This is a genomic window from Knoellia sp. AC549 (assembly GCF_979258975.1).
Map to the genome: position 1 here is coordinate 1,325,125 of NZ_OZ409890.1, position 14,357 is coordinate 1,339,481.

Annotated in this window: 15 protein-coding genes and 1 pseudogene; 5 read left to right on the top strand and 11 right to left on the bottom strand. The window is 71.3% G+C overall.

Annotated features, from left to right (window positions below; translation table 11 throughout):
• Positions 1–17 precede the first annotated feature (17 nt).
• On the top strand, positions 18–185 hold the full coding sequence (locus ACZZ98_RS06395; RefSeq protein ID WP_463515456.1) for a hypothetical protein: 168 nt from the start codon (positions 18–20) through the stop codon (positions 183–185).
• 118 nt (positions 186–303) lie between these two features.
• On the opposite strand, the gene ACZZ98_RS06400 is transcribed toward ACZZ98_RS06395, so the two are convergent.
• The 5 genes from ACZZ98_RS06400 to ACZZ98_RS06420 all read right to left on the bottom strand — a co-directional run bounded on the left by ACZZ98_RS06400 (position 304) and on the right by ACZZ98_RS06420 (position 4,103).
• Positions 304–429: a hypothetical protein gene (locus tag ACZZ98_RS06400; RefSeq protein WP_463515457.1), complete on the bottom strand. Its 126-nt coding sequence runs from the start codon at positions 427–429 to the stop codon at positions 304–306.
• Positions 422–1,174 (bottom strand): hypothetical protein, encoded by a 753-nt coding sequence (locus tag ACZZ98_RS06405; protein ID WP_463515458.1) that lies wholly within the window; start codon positions 1,172–1,174, stop codon positions 422–424. Before ACZZ98_RS06405 ends, ACZZ98_RS06400 begins: the two co-directional genes overlap by 8 nt.
• A 128-nt stretch (positions 1,175–1,302) precedes the next feature.
• Complete coding sequence (locus ACZZ98_RS06410) at positions 1,303–2,130, bottom strand: 2-oxo acid dehydrogenase subunit E2 (RefSeq protein ID WP_463515459.1); 828 nt, start codon at positions 2,128–2,130, stop codon at positions 1,303–1,305.
• Positions 2,127–2,975: an SDR family NAD(P)-dependent oxidoreductase gene (locus ACZZ98_RS06415; RefSeq protein ID WP_463515460.1), complete on the bottom strand. Its 849-nt coding sequence runs from the start codon at positions 2,973–2,975 to the stop codon at positions 2,127–2,129. The genes ACZZ98_RS06410 and ACZZ98_RS06415 overlap by 4 nt, the downstream gene beginning before the upstream one ends.
• Positions 2,976–3,092: 117 nt before the next feature.
• Positions 3,093–4,103: an aldo/keto reductase family protein gene (locus ACZZ98_RS06420; RefSeq protein ID WP_463515461.1), complete on the bottom strand. Its 1,011-nt coding sequence runs from the start codon at positions 4,101–4,103 to the stop codon at positions 3,093–3,095.
• Positions 4,104–4,415: 312 nt separating this feature from the next.
• Here ACZZ98_RS06420 and ACZZ98_RS06425 point away from each other — a divergent pair, with 312 nt between their 5' ends.
• From ACZZ98_RS06425 to ACZZ98_RS06440, 4 genes are all read left to right on the top strand, one after another.
• Positions 4,416–4,697, top strand: coding sequence for a PA2169 family four-helix-bundle protein (locus tag ACZZ98_RS06425; protein WP_463517734.1), 282 nt, complete (start codon positions 4,416–4,418; stop codon positions 4,695–4,697).
• A 234-nt stretch (positions 4,698–4,931) separates the two neighbouring features.
• Positions 4,932–5,456, top strand: coding sequence for a SigE family RNA polymerase sigma factor (locus ACZZ98_RS06430; RefSeq protein WP_463515462.1), 525 nt, complete (start codon positions 4,932–4,934; stop codon positions 5,454–5,456).
• A 123-nt stretch (positions 5,457–5,579) separates the two neighbouring features.
• Positions 5,580–6,599: a TolB family protein gene (locus ACZZ98_RS06435; RefSeq protein ID WP_463515463.1), complete on the top strand. Its 1,020-nt coding sequence runs from the start codon at positions 5,580–5,582 to the stop codon at positions 6,597–6,599.
• Positions 6,600–6,609: 10 nt separating this feature from the next.
• Positions 6,610–6,840 (top strand): hypothetical protein, encoded by a 231-nt coding sequence (locus tag ACZZ98_RS06440; protein ID WP_463515464.1) that lies wholly within the window; start codon positions 6,610–6,612, stop codon positions 6,838–6,840.
• Between the two features lie 56 nt (positions 6,841–6,896).
• On the opposite strand, the gene ACZZ98_RS06445 is transcribed toward ACZZ98_RS06440, so the two are convergent.
• The 6 genes and pseudogenes from ACZZ98_RS06445 to ACZZ98_RS06470 all read right to left on the bottom strand — a co-directional run bounded on the left by ACZZ98_RS06445 (position 6,897) and on the right by ACZZ98_RS06470 (position 14,315).
• Positions 6,897–7,964: an SIS domain-containing protein gene (locus ACZZ98_RS06445; RefSeq protein WP_463515465.1), complete on the bottom strand. Its 1,068-nt coding sequence runs from the start codon at positions 7,962–7,964 to the stop codon at positions 6,897–6,899.
• Entirely contained in the window at positions 7,961–9,112 is a 1,152-nt protein-coding gene (locus ACZZ98_RS06450; RefSeq protein WP_463515466.1) for a glycerate kinase, read from the bottom strand. Before ACZZ98_RS06450 ends, ACZZ98_RS06445 begins: the two co-directional genes overlap by 4 nt.
• Before the next feature lie 2 nt (positions 9,113–9,114).
• Complete coding sequence (locus tag ACZZ98_RS06455) at positions 9,115–9,945, bottom strand: sugar phosphate isomerase/epimerase family protein (protein WP_463515467.1); 831 nt, start codon at positions 9,943–9,945, stop codon at positions 9,115–9,117.
• Positions 9,942–11,100 (bottom strand): annotated as a pseudogene (locus ACZZ98_RS06460) (dihydrodipicolinate synthase family protein). Before ACZZ98_RS06460 ends, ACZZ98_RS06455 begins: the two are co-directional and overlap by 4 nt.
• A complete protein-coding gene (locus ACZZ98_RS06465) occupies positions 11,097–12,254 on the bottom strand; it encodes a Gfo/Idh/MocA family protein (RefSeq protein WP_463515468.1) in 1,158 nt (385 codons plus the stop codon). The pseudogene ACZZ98_RS06460 and the gene ACZZ98_RS06465 overlap by 4 nt, the downstream one beginning before the upstream one ends.
• A gap of 36 nt (positions 12,255–12,290) precedes the next feature.
• The gene (locus tag ACZZ98_RS06470) at positions 12,291–14,315 is read right to left on the bottom strand and encodes an outer membrane protein assembly factor BamB family protein (RefSeq protein ID WP_463515469.1); all 2,025 of its coding nucleotides are present in this window, start codon (positions 14,313–14,315) and stop codon (positions 12,291–12,293) included.
• Positions 14,316–14,357: the final 42 nt, after the last annotated feature.

Consider the following 14,357-nt stretch of genomic DNA (forward strand, 5'->3'; position numbering starts at 1 on the left):
CGGCATACGCTGCGGTCATGCAGTCGAACTGGTGGAAGGTCCTCGGGCTCGCCGGCCTCGCGTCGGTCGTGGCGACGGGTGCCGTCGTCGCGCGCAACGAGCGGCAGCGAAGGGCCTACTCCCCCGACGAGATCCGCGAGCGCCTTCACGAGAGGCACGCCCGCGCCCAACAGTCCCGTGAGTAACTCACCCAATTCCCCCGAAACTCACGGGACACGCCGAATCGCGTGAGTTTCGGGGGATTTGGGTGGGAAAGTCACCGGACCAGGGGTGGATGACCTGGGAGACGTCGGGTCGGGCTTCTCAGATCCAGAGGCTGGTGCAGCGGATGTAGCCACCACCCTTGGCGAGCTCGTCGACGTGGGGGGTGATGACCGAGAGCCCGGCGCTCTCGACGTCGGCGCGCAGCTGGGGAGCGCTGTCACTCATGACGACGGTCGTCCCGGTGGAGACGAGGTTGCACGCGAAGGACTCGCGCGCCTCGAGCTCGGAGATCTCGATCTTGTCGACGATGTCGAGGCCCGCCAGGAAGCTTGCGACTCTCGGGCGTGAAGGCCTCGGGGCAGTAGGCGATGAGGCCCTTGCTCGTCGAGTCGGGCTCCCGCAGGACGGCGAGCGTCAGGTCGATGTCGTACCAGTAGCTGTCCGGCCATCCGCTCACCACGTTGGTGACCGGCCGCCCGGCCTCGTCGAGCTGCGGGAGGGTCTGCAGCTGGATGCGTTCGAGACCGAAGTGGTGCGCGGCATACTCCAGCGCTTCCTCGTCCGAGCGATAACCGGCACCGCAGAACACGAGGTCACCACAGACGAGGGCATCGCCCTGTCCACTGAAGCGCCACGGCGTCGGGAGGTCGTCGATCTGGAAGCCGAGCTCGGTGAGCCGGTCGCGGGCCCACGCCTCCTCGGTCTGGCGCGAGGGCGGCAGCGTCGCCATGAGCGCGCGGCCACCGCGGACGAGGGCCCAGTTGGCGGTGTAGACGCCGTCCTGGCTCGTCGGGGGAGCCTCGACGGTGACGATCGCGGCGCCGGCGCGGTGCAGGGCGTCCTTGATGCCGTTGTGCTCGATCTCGGCCTTGGCCGTGTCGACGGTGGCGCCGTCCTCGTAGTACGGGTTCAGCTTGTGGTCGTTGCCGAAGTAGTGCGCCGACGACATGAGCAGTGTCGAGTTCAGCACTCGCCCACCACCTCCTCGTCCGTTCGGACCCAGGGCATCAGCAGGCCGCGCACGACTGGGTCACCGTCCGCGGCCACGCCAGTGTGACACCCGGTCCAGCCGAACACGCAAACGCGTCGGCGCCGCCGTCAGGAGTCGGCTGAGCCGATCGCGTCGACGTGGCCGCCGGGGTCGAGCCGGTCGGGGTGCAGCAGGAGGTCGCGCACGATGCCGGCCAGCTGCCCGGCGTGCGCGCCGTCGACGATGCGGTGGTCGGCGGTGGCCACGAGCACGACGACCGGCCGCACCACGACCTCGCCATCGATGACGACCGCCTTGTCCTGGATCGCCCCGATCGCGAGGTAGAGCGGGGTGCGTGCGAAGGGCAGCGGAGCCAGGAACGCCTCGTCGAGCCCGAGCGAGCCGACGTTGGAGACGAAGGCCGTCCCGAGCGGGAAGCCGGGCTGGCCCAGCACCCCTCGCCCCAGACCACCAGCGACGAGGCTGGCGACGCCCAGGGCGGGACGCACGGCCCAGCTCGGCGCCAGCCGGACGATCCCGGAGCTGCGGCGGTAGGCGACGTCCTTGCCGGCACGGAGCTGACCGGCTCCCGACGTCACGGCGCGGGCCACCTCGAGCGGGCTCAGCCGGTCGACGCCGAGCACCTTGACCGGGGCCAGGTCCGACCCGCCCTCGATGTCGACCGCGAAGCCGACGTCGCAGGTGTCAAGGTCGAGGCGGCGGCCCATGACGATGCGGGCGCGCACCTCGGGCACCTGCCGGAGTGCTCGCCCCAGCGCTGCCCCGACGACGTGCGTGATGGTGACCCGCTCCCCCGACTCGGACCGCACCCGGTCGACGTAGGCGAGGACCGCACTCACGTCGAGCTCCATGCGGGTGTAGATGCGCCCGTCGCGCGAAGGCCTCCAGCTGGCGACCGCGATCTTGTTGCGGGTCGAGTTGCGCCGCCGGCTCATCCGGCCGACCGCGTCTCGGGTCGCTCCGGGACAGGCCGCGGGACGGGCTGCCGGACAGGACGAGCCGGTATGCCGGTGAGGGCGATCCGGGCCAGCGCCCGAGGCGCTCCGGTCACGGCGGCGATCGGTGCCGCTCGCCTGGGCAGCCGCAGGTGGGGGCGGCCCTGCTCGACGGCGGTCACGACCCTGCGGGCGACGTCGTCGGGGTCGAGCAGCGTGAGGAGCCGGGTCCGCAGCGCTCGGGCGAAGGCCGCCTCGCTGGGTCCGTGGCGACCGATGCGGCCCATCATCTCGGAGACGACCGGGCCGATCTCGACGGCCAGCGTCCCGACCGGAGCGCCGCGCAGGTCGGCGCGCAGCCCCGAGGTGGCATGGGTCAGGCCGGCCTTGGTCCCGCCATAGAGGGCCAGTCCCGGGAAGGTCGCGACCCCGGCCAGGGACGAGATGTTGACGAGGTGCCCGCTGCCGCGGGCGAGCATGCCCGGCAGCACCTGTCGGCACAGCTCAAGGGGCGCCGTGAGGTTGAGGTCGATGGTGCGGCGCAGCTCCGCGGCGGTGAGGTCGGTCAGGAGCCCCGCGGCCTCGGCGCCCGCGTTGTTGACGAGGAGGTCGACAGGTCCGTGCCGCGCCTCCACCCTGTCGACGAGCCCCTGCAGGCTCGCCGGGTCGCAGAGGTCTGTCGGGAAGGCCGAGCCGCCGGTGGCGTGGGCGAGGGCCTCGAGCGGTTCCGGGGTGCGCGCAAGCAGGGTGACCCGGGCTCCGTGGTCGGCGAGCCGGGTCGCGAGGGCCGCGCCGATCGTGCCGGTCGCGCCGGTGAGGAGGACGTGCGCGCCCGTGATCCGCATCTGCACAGTGTCGCCCACGGGCGGGCGGGCCCCACCATCGACGAGGTGGGGCCCGCCACCGCCGCGGTGGGCCGAGACGGCCGAGGACAACCGAAGTCGGCCGAGCGTCCGCCGAGGTCAGGCAACCCGCTTCTGGGGTGCGGTCTCCGCCGTCTTGGCCGGGTCACGCTCGACGACGTCACCGAGCACGTCGTCGATCTGCTTCATGACTGCGGGCTCGAGTCGCACGCCGGCCGCCTTGACGTTCTCGTGGACCTGCTCCGGGCGGGAGGCCCCGACGAGGGCTGCGGCGACGTTGTCGTTCTGCAGCACCCAGGCGACGGCGAGCTGGGCCATGGTGAGGCCGGCCTCGTCGGCGATCGGCCTGAGCCCCTGGACGCGGGTGAGGACGTCGTCGTTCATGAACCTCTTGATCATGTCGGCGCCGCCCTTCTCGTCCGTCGCACGCGATCCCTCCGGGGGCGCCTGACCCGGCTCGTACTTGCCGGTGAGCACGCCCTGCGCGATGGGGCTCCACACGATCTGGCTCACGCCGAGCTCCTTGGACGTGGGCACGACCTCGTCCTCGATGACCCGCCACAGCATGGAGTACTGCGGCTGGCTCGAGATGAGCTGGAAGCCGAGCTCCTTGCTCAGGGCCACGCCGTCGCGGATCTGGTCGGCTGTCCACTCGCTGACCCCGATGTAGAGCGCCTTGCCCTGCCGGACGATGTCGGCGAAGGCCTGCATCGTCTCCTCGAGCGGCGTCTCGGTGTCGTAGCGGTGGGCCTGGTAGAGGTCCACGTAGTCGGTCTGCAGCCGCTGGAGTGAGCCGTTGATGGACTCCATGACGTGCTTGCGAGAGAGGCCGGTGTCGTTCTTGCCGCCCGGTCCGGTGGGCCAGTAGACCTTCGTGAAGATCTCGAGGTCCTCGCGCCGTTCGCCCTTGAGCGCCTCGCCGAGCACGGTCTCGGCCTTGGTGTTGGCGTAGACGTCGGCGGTGTCGAAGGTGCTGATGCCGGCCTCGAGTGCCGCCCGGACGCACTGCGTCGCCATGTCGTTCTCGACCTGTGAGCCGTGCGTGAGCCAGTTGCCGTAGGTGATCTCGCTGATCTTGAGTCCGCTGTTGCCGAGGTATCGGTAGTCCATGACACCACCGTATGCCGGGTTGTCCCCGCCGTTGCTCCCGGTGCCGTCGACGCAGGTCAGGTGCCCTCTCCCGCCCTGTATGCCGTCGCTCCCGCGTAACGTCGACGTCGGGCCCCACCGGGTCCGTCCCCCAATGCGAAGGAGAACCCATGTCGGACGATGCACAGGCCGCCAAGGAACTCGTCGAGACCCTGCGTGACGGTGAGAAGGGCTTCGCCGCCTCCGCGGACAAGCTGCGTGACGGCGACCGCCCCGAGTGGGCGTCGCTGATGCAGCGCCTGTCCGAGCAGCGCGCGAAGCTTCCGCCAGGAGATCGTCGCCCTCGGTCACGAGTACGGCGACGACGTCGACGAGAGCGGCACCGCGACCGCCGCCCTGCACCGCTGCTGGATCGCCCTCAAGGACGCCGTCACCGGCGACGACGCAGGCGCTGTCCTCGGCGCCGCCTCGACCGGTGAGGACCACGCTGTGTCCGAGTACGAGAAGGCACTCGAGCAGGACCTCAGCGCCGGCTTCCGCGAGGTCGTCTCGCGCCAGCACCTGGCCGTGGTCGCGGCCCGCGACGAGGTCAAGGCCCTCCAGGCCGCCGACTGACCTCGACGCCCGAACCAGCACGACGAAGCCCCGGCCGCAGGTTCGCTGCCGGGGCTTCGTCATGCCCTGATCCCGCATCGCCGTCATGATTCGAGGTGCGATCGCACGCGCCGACCCACCCCAGATGCGGCACGCTGCAGGTGCTGGGACGTGGACGGGGGCCCAGCATCCACCCGCGGGTGGGTCCGGATGCGTACTACTCCGTGACCGTCAGACAGATCGCGAGGAGGTGGGATGGCCGACCGGGAGGCCTTCGACGCCTACGTGCGCGAGCGCTGGGTTCCCCTGCTCCGCACCGCCACGCTCCTCACGGGCGACCGGCACGACGCCGAGGACCTCGTGCAGGAGACGTTGGTCCGGGCCGCGCAGCATTGGAGTCGGGTCGACCCCGCGACGGCGGATGCCTACGTGCGCCGCATCCTCTACACCCGCTCGGTCGATGCGTGGCGTTGGCGACGGCGCCAGCCCGACCCCGTCGACGGCGCCGCTCTCCCCGAGGTCGCCGACGTGCGCGCCGCGCACCCTGGCCTCGCCGACACCCGGCTGACGTTGGCCGAGGCTCTGCGGCGCCTCACGCCACGGCAGCGCGCCGTGCTCGTCGCCCGGTTCTACGAGGACCGCACGGAGGTCGACACCGCTCGAGTCCTCGACTGCTCGGTGAGCACGGTGAAGTCGCAGACCCGGCACGCCCTCGAGCGCCTGCGCCACCTCGCCCCCGAGCTGGCCGCCACGTTCGGCCGAGAGGAATTCGTCCGATGAGCACCGACCACCTGCCCACCGCCCTGCGAGAAGCTCGCCGCCGGCGCCGACCGTGGTGTCGACCTCCCGGACCCGGACGCGTTGTGGGTGCACGGCCGACGGCGTCGTCTTGCCAGCAGGTTCGTGCCCCTGGTCATCGTGACCGGTCTCGTGTTGCTCGCCGCCGGACTGGTCTGGCCCCTGCCCACCTCCACGGACGCCCTCCCCTCGGTCCGCAACGGCGACGGCACCGTCCGGCTCACGGCATACCCGGCTGTGATCTCCAAGCCCCCGTTCATCCGCGAGACGAGGGCACCCGGCATCACGGCGGCCGTCGTGCCCGGAGCGGGCAACGCCTCCTCCGTGTATGCCGTGTCTCCCGTCGGCACGGTCACCCGGGTTGCGCTGCCCGGCGGCGAGTCGGTGCCGGCCATCGATCCTTCGCTCTCTCCCGACGGCCGCTGGCTGGCTCGTGGTCCGGTCCTCGTCGACCTGGTCACGGGCCGGTCCGTGCCCTCGGCGTCGGAGCAGAATCGCCTGGCCCGGGGTTGGACCCCACCGGACCAGCCCTCGTGGTGGTCCCCCGACTCACGACGCGCCTTCGTCGGCAGCATCAACCAGGGCTTCCCGACCTATTCCGGCCTCGTCGTCGACATCGACGGTTCCACGATCCCCGTGCCGCTCGTCGAGGGTGGGCTCGTCCCGATCTTCGCCGGCTGGCTCGACGACACCACGCTTCTGGCTCTCGTCGACCTCGGCGCCGGCACCTCCCGACTGGAGGTGCGCACCTGGGCAATTGGCGAGCCCACCTGGATCGCAACGGGCGCCGTCGTGGCGTGGTCCAGCGACTCCAACGACAGCGAGGGCGGCCAGGTGCGAGCGTCCCTGTCGCCCGACAGTTCGCGGATGCAGGTCACGGCTGCCAGCGATGGGATCGACGCGACCCTGGCAGGCAAGCGGGAGACGAAGGCGATGATGTTCGACCCTCGCACCGGGGCGCAGCTGGGGATGCCCACGCTTGACGGAGAAGCTGGATGCATCGAAGTGGGTACCGGGGTCGTTCGCCGGCTGGGAGGGCTGGGGCTGCCGAGCGGCGTGGCGCGAGGACCTCCCTGTCATCACCGACGGGGTGGTGACAATGATGCCTGCGGCGCAGGGCGATGAGCTGGTGTCGGTGTCGTCCGACTTCGGGGAGACGTGTGTCGCCTTCGCCGGCGACGAGCTGAAGGGGACGCCCGTGACGAACCAGGCAGCCCTGTGGCAGGAGCGGCTGTGGCGCTGGGGGGTCCCCGTCCTCGGCCTGGCGTTGGTGGCCGTGGGGACCTGGTGGTGGGGGCGGCGCCGTCGGGGATCCTGGCGCGAACGGCCGCGCTGGTTGCCGAGCATCCCGGGCCGGCTGTTCTGAGCTCGGCACCGTGACGGCATCGACCCGGCCCGGTGCTGGCGGGCTGGACAGGTCGGTCAGACCGTACGGGTCACCTTGGCCAGGCCTCGAGGGCTGTCCGGGTCGAGGCCTCGGGCGAGCGCGAGCTCCAGAGCGAGCCGTTGGAGCGGGACGATCTGCACGATCGCGGACAGCTCCTCGGGCACGACCGGCCCACCGATACGGAGGTCGCGGTCCGACCCCAGCTGAGCGTCGCCCACCAGGCAGGCCTGCGCACCGTGTCGCCCGAGGACTTCGAGCACCGGTCGGAGCAGCTGACGCCCGACGCCACCGGGCGACACGACGAGCACCGGAGTCATGCCGTCGACGTGGGCGACAGGTCCGTGCAGCAGGTCGGCGCCCGAGAAGGCGGTTGCCGCGACGTGACAGGTCTCCATGAGCTTGAGAGCGGCCTCGCGGGCCGTGGGGTAGGAGAAGCCGCGCCCGGTGGTGACGATGCGTTCGGCATAGCGGTAGCGGTTGACGACGTGGTCGACGTCCACCGCGGCCGCCGCCTGCACCGCATCGGCCAGCCCCACCGTCAGGGAGCCATCGCGCCCGGCCCACGAGTCGACGAGAAGCCAGAGGGCCATGAGCTCGGCCGTGTAGGTCTTGGTCGCCGCGACCGAACGTTCCGGACCGGCAGCGATGTCGAGGTGCAGCTCGGCGGCGTCGGCGAGGTCGGAGCAGGGCGCGTTGGTGACGGCGAGGGTCAGCGCACCCGCCTCACCTGCCGCTGCGGTGGCCGCGACGAGGTCCGGCGAACCACCCGACTGGCTGATCGCGACCCACAGGACCCCGCTGAGGTCCGGTGTGGCCGCATAACCCGTCACCGTCGACATCGACGCCAGCCCACACGGCAGGCCGAGGACCGTCTCGACGAGGTACTTGGCGTAGAGCGCGGCATGGTCGCTGCTCCCCCGCGCCGCCAGGAGCACGCAGCGCACGTCTCGACGGCTCAGCTCCGCGGTGATCGCCTCCACCGCACGCCGAGTCCCCAGGAGCGAGCGGACGACTCCCGCCTGCTCACCGATCTCCGCACGCATGAGGGATCCCGGAGCCGGCGCGGGCTCGAGGGTGGAGGGGGTCTGCATCGTGATTGTCATGCTGCTCCTGGATGTGAGGTGTGTCGTGAGGTCCAGTCCCGGGCCAGCCGCTCGCCCGCGACCTCGAGCCAGTGGGCGGGGTCGCGCAGGGTGGCCTCGAGTCCTCCTGCGAGGTCGACGAGCTGTTCGCAGCGGTCGAGCGCCGGGTCGGCTGTGCCGACGACCGAGCCGACACAGGCCTGAGCCGGTATGCCGTGGGCGCGGGCTCGGTGGGCCACGTGGCCCACGACCTTGCCCCGCATCGACTGGTCGTCCAGGCGGCCCTCGCCGGTGATGACGAGCGCTGCACCAGTGAGGGCACGGTCCAGGCCGGCGAGGCGCGCCAGCTCCGGTGCCCCGGCGACCAGGGTCGCGCCCCAGAGGGCGGCGAGTCCGTAGGCCGTGCCGCCGGCTGCCCCCACCCCCGGGGTGAGTGCCTGCACGGCGGGACTCCGCTGTCCTGCACGTGCCGCGCGGCGGCATACCCGGTCCACGGCCGCCATCGCCGACTCGAGACGCGCGACCTCCGTCGGACCGGCACCTTTCTGCGGACCGAACTGATGGGCCGCTCCCAGCGGTCCGAGGAGTGGCGCCTCGACGTCGACGAGCAGCTGCACGCCACCGACAGGGGGCGTCACCAGGCCGGACGTGTCGACCCGGTCGCAGCGGACGAGGTCACCGCCACCGGTGAGCTCACGGCCCTCGACGTCGAGCCAGCGGGCACCGAGGGCAGCCAGCGCCCCTGCCCCGCCGTCGGTGGACGCGGACCCGCCGATCGCCACGACCACTCGGCGGGTGGAGGGGTGCGCGACGACTGCACGCAGGACTGCTCCCAGACCCCTCGTGTGCGCCGCCAGCGGGTCGAGCCGTTGCATGAGGGGCAGTCCGCTCGCGCGGGCCAGCTCGACGACGGCGGTCCCGTCGGGCATCGTCAACCAGCCTGATGCCACCGGACGGTCGTCCGGGCCACACACGGCCACCTCATGCTCCACGGCGTCGGCGTGGATCCGCCGGAGGACGTCGGTGCTCCCCTCGCCGCCGTCAGCCAGCGGCACAAGCACGATGTCGTCGTCGGGTCGGGCTCTCCGCCAGCCGGCCCCGAGGGCAGCGGCAGCAGCCGACGCGTCGAGCGACCCCTTGAAGGAGTCCGGAGCCATGACGACCCGCATCGTCAGCTCGTCACGACGTGAGCGAGGTAGCGCGCCGACATCGTCGCGACGACCTGGCTCGGGTCGGCCGCCCACACGTCGGCGTTGAAGATCTCGACCTCGACGTCACCGTCGTAGCCGGCCGCCCCGACGAGTCCCGCGATGTGTCGGAAGTCGATGTGGCCGTCGCCCATCATCCCGCGGGACAGCAGGGTGTCGGCTGGCAGCGGCGTGATCCAGTCGCACACCTGGAAGCTCGCGATGCGTCCTGCCGCCCGGGCGACCTGGGCCTCGAGCTGCGGGTCCCACCAGACGTGGAAGGTGTCGACCACGACGCCGACGTCAGCTGCGTCGTGCGCCTCCGCGAGGTCGAGTGCCTCCCCCAACGTCGCGAGCACGCCACGGTCGGCGGTGAAGATCGGGTGCATGGGCTCCAGCGCCAGACGGACTCCGTGGTCGCGGGCGATCGGGACGAGCTGTGCTAACCGGTCACGGACGCGAACGCGGGCCCCGGGCAGGTCCCGCGACCCCGCCGGCAGTCCGCCGACGACGAGGACGAGGCACTCTGCGCCGATGGCTGCGGCCTCCCTGATGGCTTCGGTGTTGTCCGCGATCGCGAGGCTCCCCGCCTCGTCGCCGATGCCGGTGAGGAACCCACCACGGCACAGGGACGAGACCCTGAGACCGGCGTCGGACAGGGCTTTTGCCGCAGTGTCGACGCCCATCTCCTGCAACGGTTCTCGCCACACGCCGATGGAGGGCAGCCCGGCCGCCACGCAGCCGTCGATGGCCTCGCGGAGCGACCAGGAGTCCGTGGTCTTCTGGTTGAGCGACAGTCGCTCGAGGCCGCTCACGGGGTGATCCCAGCCGTCTCGAGCAGGAGCCGCATCCGGTGGGCGGCGAGGTCGGGGTCGGGCAGCAGGTTTGCCGCATCGACGAGACGGAACACCTCGGCGAGATGGGTGATGCTGCGGGCACTCTGCAGCCCACCGACCATCGTGAAGCCGGGCTGGAAGCCCGACAGCCACGCGATGAAGGCCACCCCGGTCTTGTAGTAGTACGTCGGCGCCGCGAAGACCTGCCGGGCCAGCGGGAGCGTGGGACCGAACGCAGCCTCGTATGCCGTGTCGTCGCCCCTGTCGAGCGCGTGCAGTGCTTCGCTCGCCGCCGGGGCGATGGCTGCGAAGATGCCGAGGAGGGCGTCGCTGTGGTGCTGTCCGTCGCCCCGGATGAGCTCGGGATAGTTGAAGTCGTCGCCGGTGTAGAGGCGCACTCCTTCGGGCAGGCGCGCCCGCAGGGCCTTCTCGTGGTCGGCGTCGAGCAGCGACACCTTGACCCCGTCCACCCGGCCCTCGTGAGCCCTCACGAGGTCGACGAAGGCGTCCGTGGCCGAGGCCACGTCGTGGCTGCCCCAGTAGCCCGCGAGCGCCGGGTCGAAGGCCGTCCCGAGCCAGTGCAGGATCACCGGACGCGACACCTGGCTGAGCACGGAGTTGTAGACGAACCAGTAGTCGTCGGTCCCGCGGGCGGCTGCCGCGAGGTGGCGCGACGCCATAACGATCGGCTGGGCACCGACCGCCTCGACGAACGCCACCTGCTCCACGTAGGCCCGTCGGACCGTCTCGAGGTCCGCCGGCCCCGGGGAGCTGGTCGGTGCCGGCTCCGGCGGCGATGCGGGCACCCGCCGCGTCGGCCTCCTTGGCGGAGCGACGGATCAGCTCCTGCGCGGTGGCCCAGTCCAGCCCCATGCCGCGCTGGGCCGTGTCCATGGCCTCGGCCAGGCCGAGGCCGTAGGAGAACAGGTGCTGCCGGAAGCCCAGAGTCGACTCCCAGTCGACGGCCGGCGGCTGGCCGGGGGTGTTGTCCGCCAGCGGATCCACGACGACGTGGGCGGCGGCGAAGGCCACCCGGCTGCTCGCCGCGCCACGCGGTGCGGGATAGCCGCCGGACGAGGTGACGACGTGGTGGGCCAGACCACCGGCCTCGGTGGGCAGGCGCAGGGAGGTCACGACTGGTCCGGGTCGAGCGGGCCCAGGTCGACCCGCCGCCCGGTGGCCGAGGACTCGAGGCCCGCCTGCGCCAGCCGCACCCCCCGCGCACCCGCCATGAAGTCGTAGGGGTGGGTGCCGTCGCCCACGACGTGCCGCAGGAACTGCTCCCACTGTGCCTTGAAGCCGTTGTCGAACTCGGCGTTGTCCGGCACCTCCGACCACTGGTCGCGGAACCGGGTCGCCTCGACCAGGTCGGGGTTCCACACGGGCTTCGGTGTGGCAGTGCGGTGCTGGGCGACGCATCTGTGCAGTCCGGCCACAGCGCTGCCCTCGGTGCCGTCGACATGGAACTCGACGAGCTCGTCGCGGTGGACCCGCGTGGCCCAGGACGAGTTGATCTGCGCGATGACGCCGCCCTCAAGCTCGAAGATCCCGTATGCCGCGTCGTCCGCCGTCGCGGTGTACTTGCGTCCCTGCTCGTCCCAGCGTTCAGGAATGTGGGTGGCGGTCCTGGCGATGACTGACTCCACCTCGCCGAAGAGGTTCTCCAGGACGTAGTTCCAGTGGCAGAACATGTCTGTCGTCATGCCCCCACCGTCCTCGGAGCGGTAGTTCCAGCTCGGCCGCTGAGCCGCCTGCTGGTCGCCCTCGAAGACCCAGTAGCCGAACTCGCCCCGGATCGACAGGATGCGACCGAAGAAGCCGGAGTCGATGAGGCGCTTGAGCTTGAGCAGGCCGGGGAGGTAGAGCTTGTCGTGGACGACCCCGTCCTTGATCCCAGCCTCGCGCGCGGCGCGGGCCAGCCGCAGCGAACCCTCGAGGGACTCTGAGATCGGCTTCTCCGTGTAGACCGCCTTGCCGGCGGTGATGGCCTGCAGGATCGACTCCTCGCGCACCGTCGTGAGCTGCGCGTCGAAGTAGACCTCGTCGTCCCCTGCAAGGGCTTCGGTGAGGTCGGTCGTCCAGCGCGGGACGTTGTGGCGGTCCGCGATCTCCTTGACCCGCTCGGCGTTGCGACCGACGAGGATCGGGTCGACCTGCAGGCGCGAGCCGTCCGAGAGCTCGACGCCACCTTGGTCGCGGATGGCGAGGATGGACCGGACGAGGTGCTGTCGATAACCCATCCGGCCGGTGATGCCGTTCATCACGATGCCGATCGTGCGAGTGCTCATGTCGATCTCCTGAAGGTGTGTCGGGGTTGCGTGGGGTCAGTGGTCGTCGACGGCGACGAGGTTCGTCCCGCGCATCGTGTAGAGGAGGCCGTCCTCGTCGCTGTTGACGTGGCAGCCGCTGTACCAGGCGCCGTTGAGCTCGGGCACGACGACGGTCATGGCGAACGTCTTGTGGTCGAAGCGCATGAGCGTCGTGTCGGAGGCGACGTAGATCCGGCCCCGGTTGAGCACCATCGAGGACCACTGGGGGCAGACGGCGCGCAGGTCGGCGGTGTGGACGATCTTGCGAGTCTCGAGGTCCACGACGAAGAACCCGCCCTTGAGCGCCATGCCGTAGAGGTGGTGGCCACGCACCGCGAGGGAGCCGATGCCGTGGACCTGACCGGTCTCCAGGCGCCACAGCTCGTCGCCCGTGAGCGGGTCGAGCGCGACGATCGTGCCGCGCGGACCGCTCTTCTGGGCGTTGTCGCCACCGACGTACGCGACGCCGTCCCGCGTGGCAACGGCCCGAAGCAGCTGCGCGTCGTCGATGGGGTTGGCGAAGTTCGCCCTCTCACGCGTCTCCGGGTCGTAGGTCCACAGGGCGCCACCGCCCTCGGTGTCGCGCTGCACGGCGACGAGGAGGAGCCCGTTCACGGCGTCCCAGCAGGTGTCCAACGGGCGGTTCTGGTCACTGGGGTAGCTCGCCACCTGGTGCGGCGCCTGGCCGCCGGTCGGGTCGTAGCGCCAGACGCCCTGCGAGTTGTACTGCCCGGTGTGGAGCACCCCGTCCAGCACCTCGGCGTCCTTGGCCTCACCGGGCGCACGGAGCAGGGTCGTGGCGCGGGTTGCGCCCAGCGCGTGGCGGGCGATCGTGCCGTTGCCACCGACATAGGCGAACCCGCCTCCGGCCGCGATGCCCATGACGGTCTGGGGGTCGGCGGGCGCACCGGCCTCGCCGAGGTCGGTGACGACACACGCGCCCGACGCCGGGTCGACCTCGGCGACGAAGCCGTACCCGGACACGGCGACGACCTTGCCGTCCCGGACGTCGACGCCCCACACCTCGCCCAGCGAAGGCCCGTCGTGGGGCACCGACGACACGGCCAGCGTTGACAGGTCGAACCTGTCCAGCGAGGACTCGGTGGCGTAGTAGAGCGAGTCGCCGTCGACGGCATACATCTTCGTGACCTTGCCGGTCAGCGTCGTGATCCGGTAGGAGGACGGGTCGGCGAGGTCGAGGATCGCCATCTTGGACGGCTCCACCCCGCCGGCCGACCCGGCCACGAGGGTGTTGCCGACCACGCTGAGCTCACGCATGCTCGGGTCGGCGAGCATCTCGGCCGGCGTGATGTTGGTGAAGCCCCCGCCCGCCCGGTCGAAGGCGAAGAGCGACGCACGGCTGGCCGTGCCACCGCCACCCAGGGTGCTCCCTCCACCGAAGAAGACGGTCGAGCTGGTGGCCGCGACGGCGCGGGCCAACGTCGAGGAGGCGTCCGGCACACCGAGGTTCGTCACGATCCTCGTGGCCGGGTCGTACTGCCAGAGCGCCGGCGCGGTCGGGCTGCCACCACCGACGGCGAACACGACGCCGTCAGGCGCCACGGCCATGTCCCGCACATCGCGGTCGGCGATCCGGCCGATGGCGGTGGCCGGCTTGGAGAGGTCGGCAAGGTCCCAACGGTGCAGGTTCGCCGCCGGTCCACCCGACTTCTGCAGCACGCCGGCATACAGGAACCGACCGGTCGGGTCGGCCGCCATAGCCTGGATCGCGTAGCCGGTGGTCAGGTCGGTGCGCGCGATGACCTTGCGGGTGGGCAGGTGGAAGGCGATGATCCGCGGCGGCAGGATGTTGCGGGAGCCGATGTAGACGATGTCGCCGACGAGCACCGAGCTCATCAGGGAGAACTGCACGAGGGCGGGCCCGAGGTCGGTGACCGTCGCTCCACGCTTCCCGTTCGCGGCGGCGCTCACCGGTGCGGCGTATGCCGCCCCGCCCAGTGCCGCGTGCAGCGCCAGCGTGACTCCGGTGGCGCTCCCTGCGTTGAGGAGGGTGCGCCGGGTCGGGTGTGTGTTCGTCATCGAGCTACTCCTTGGTGTGGGCGGCCATCGGGTGCGGTGGTC

Coding starts and splice junctions, on each gene's coding strand:
- ACZZ98_RS06395 (WP_463515456.1), top strand. CDS start 18: ATGCAGTCGAACTGGTGGAAGGTCCTCGGGCTCGCCGGCCTCGCGTCG.
- ACZZ98_RS06400 (WP_463515457.1), bottom strand. CDS start 429: ATGAGTGACAGCGCTCCCCAGCTGCGCGCCGACGTCGAGAGCGCCGGG.
- ACZZ98_RS06410 (WP_463515459.1), bottom strand. CDS start 2,130: ATGAGCCGGCGGCGCAACTCGACCCGCAACAAGATCGCGGTCGCCAGC.
- ACZZ98_RS06415 (WP_463515460.1), bottom strand. CDS start 2,975: ATGCGGATCACGGGCGCGCACGTCCTCCTCACCGGCGCGACCGGCACG.
- ACZZ98_RS06420 (WP_463515461.1), bottom strand. CDS start 4,103: ATGGACTACCGATACCTCGGCAACAGCGGACTCAAGATCAGCGAGATC.
- ACZZ98_RS06430 (WP_463515462.1), top strand. CDS start 4,932: ATGGCCGACCGGGAGGCCTTCGACGCCTACGTGCGCGAGCGCTGGGTT.
- ACZZ98_RS06445 (WP_463515465.1), bottom strand. CDS start 7,964: ATGACAATCACGATGCAGACCCCCTCCACCCTCGAGCCCGCGCCGGCT.
- ACZZ98_RS06450 (WP_463515466.1), bottom strand. CDS start 9,112: ATGCGGGTCGTCATGGCTCCGGACTCCTTCAAGGGGTCGCTCGACGCG.
- ACZZ98_RS06465 (WP_463515468.1), bottom strand. CDS start 12,254: ATGAGCACTCGCACGATCGGCATCGTGATGAACGGCATCACCGGCCGG.
- ACZZ98_RS06470 (WP_463515469.1), bottom strand. CDS start 14,315: ATGACGAACACACACCCGACCCGGCGCACCCTCCTCAACGCAGGGAGC.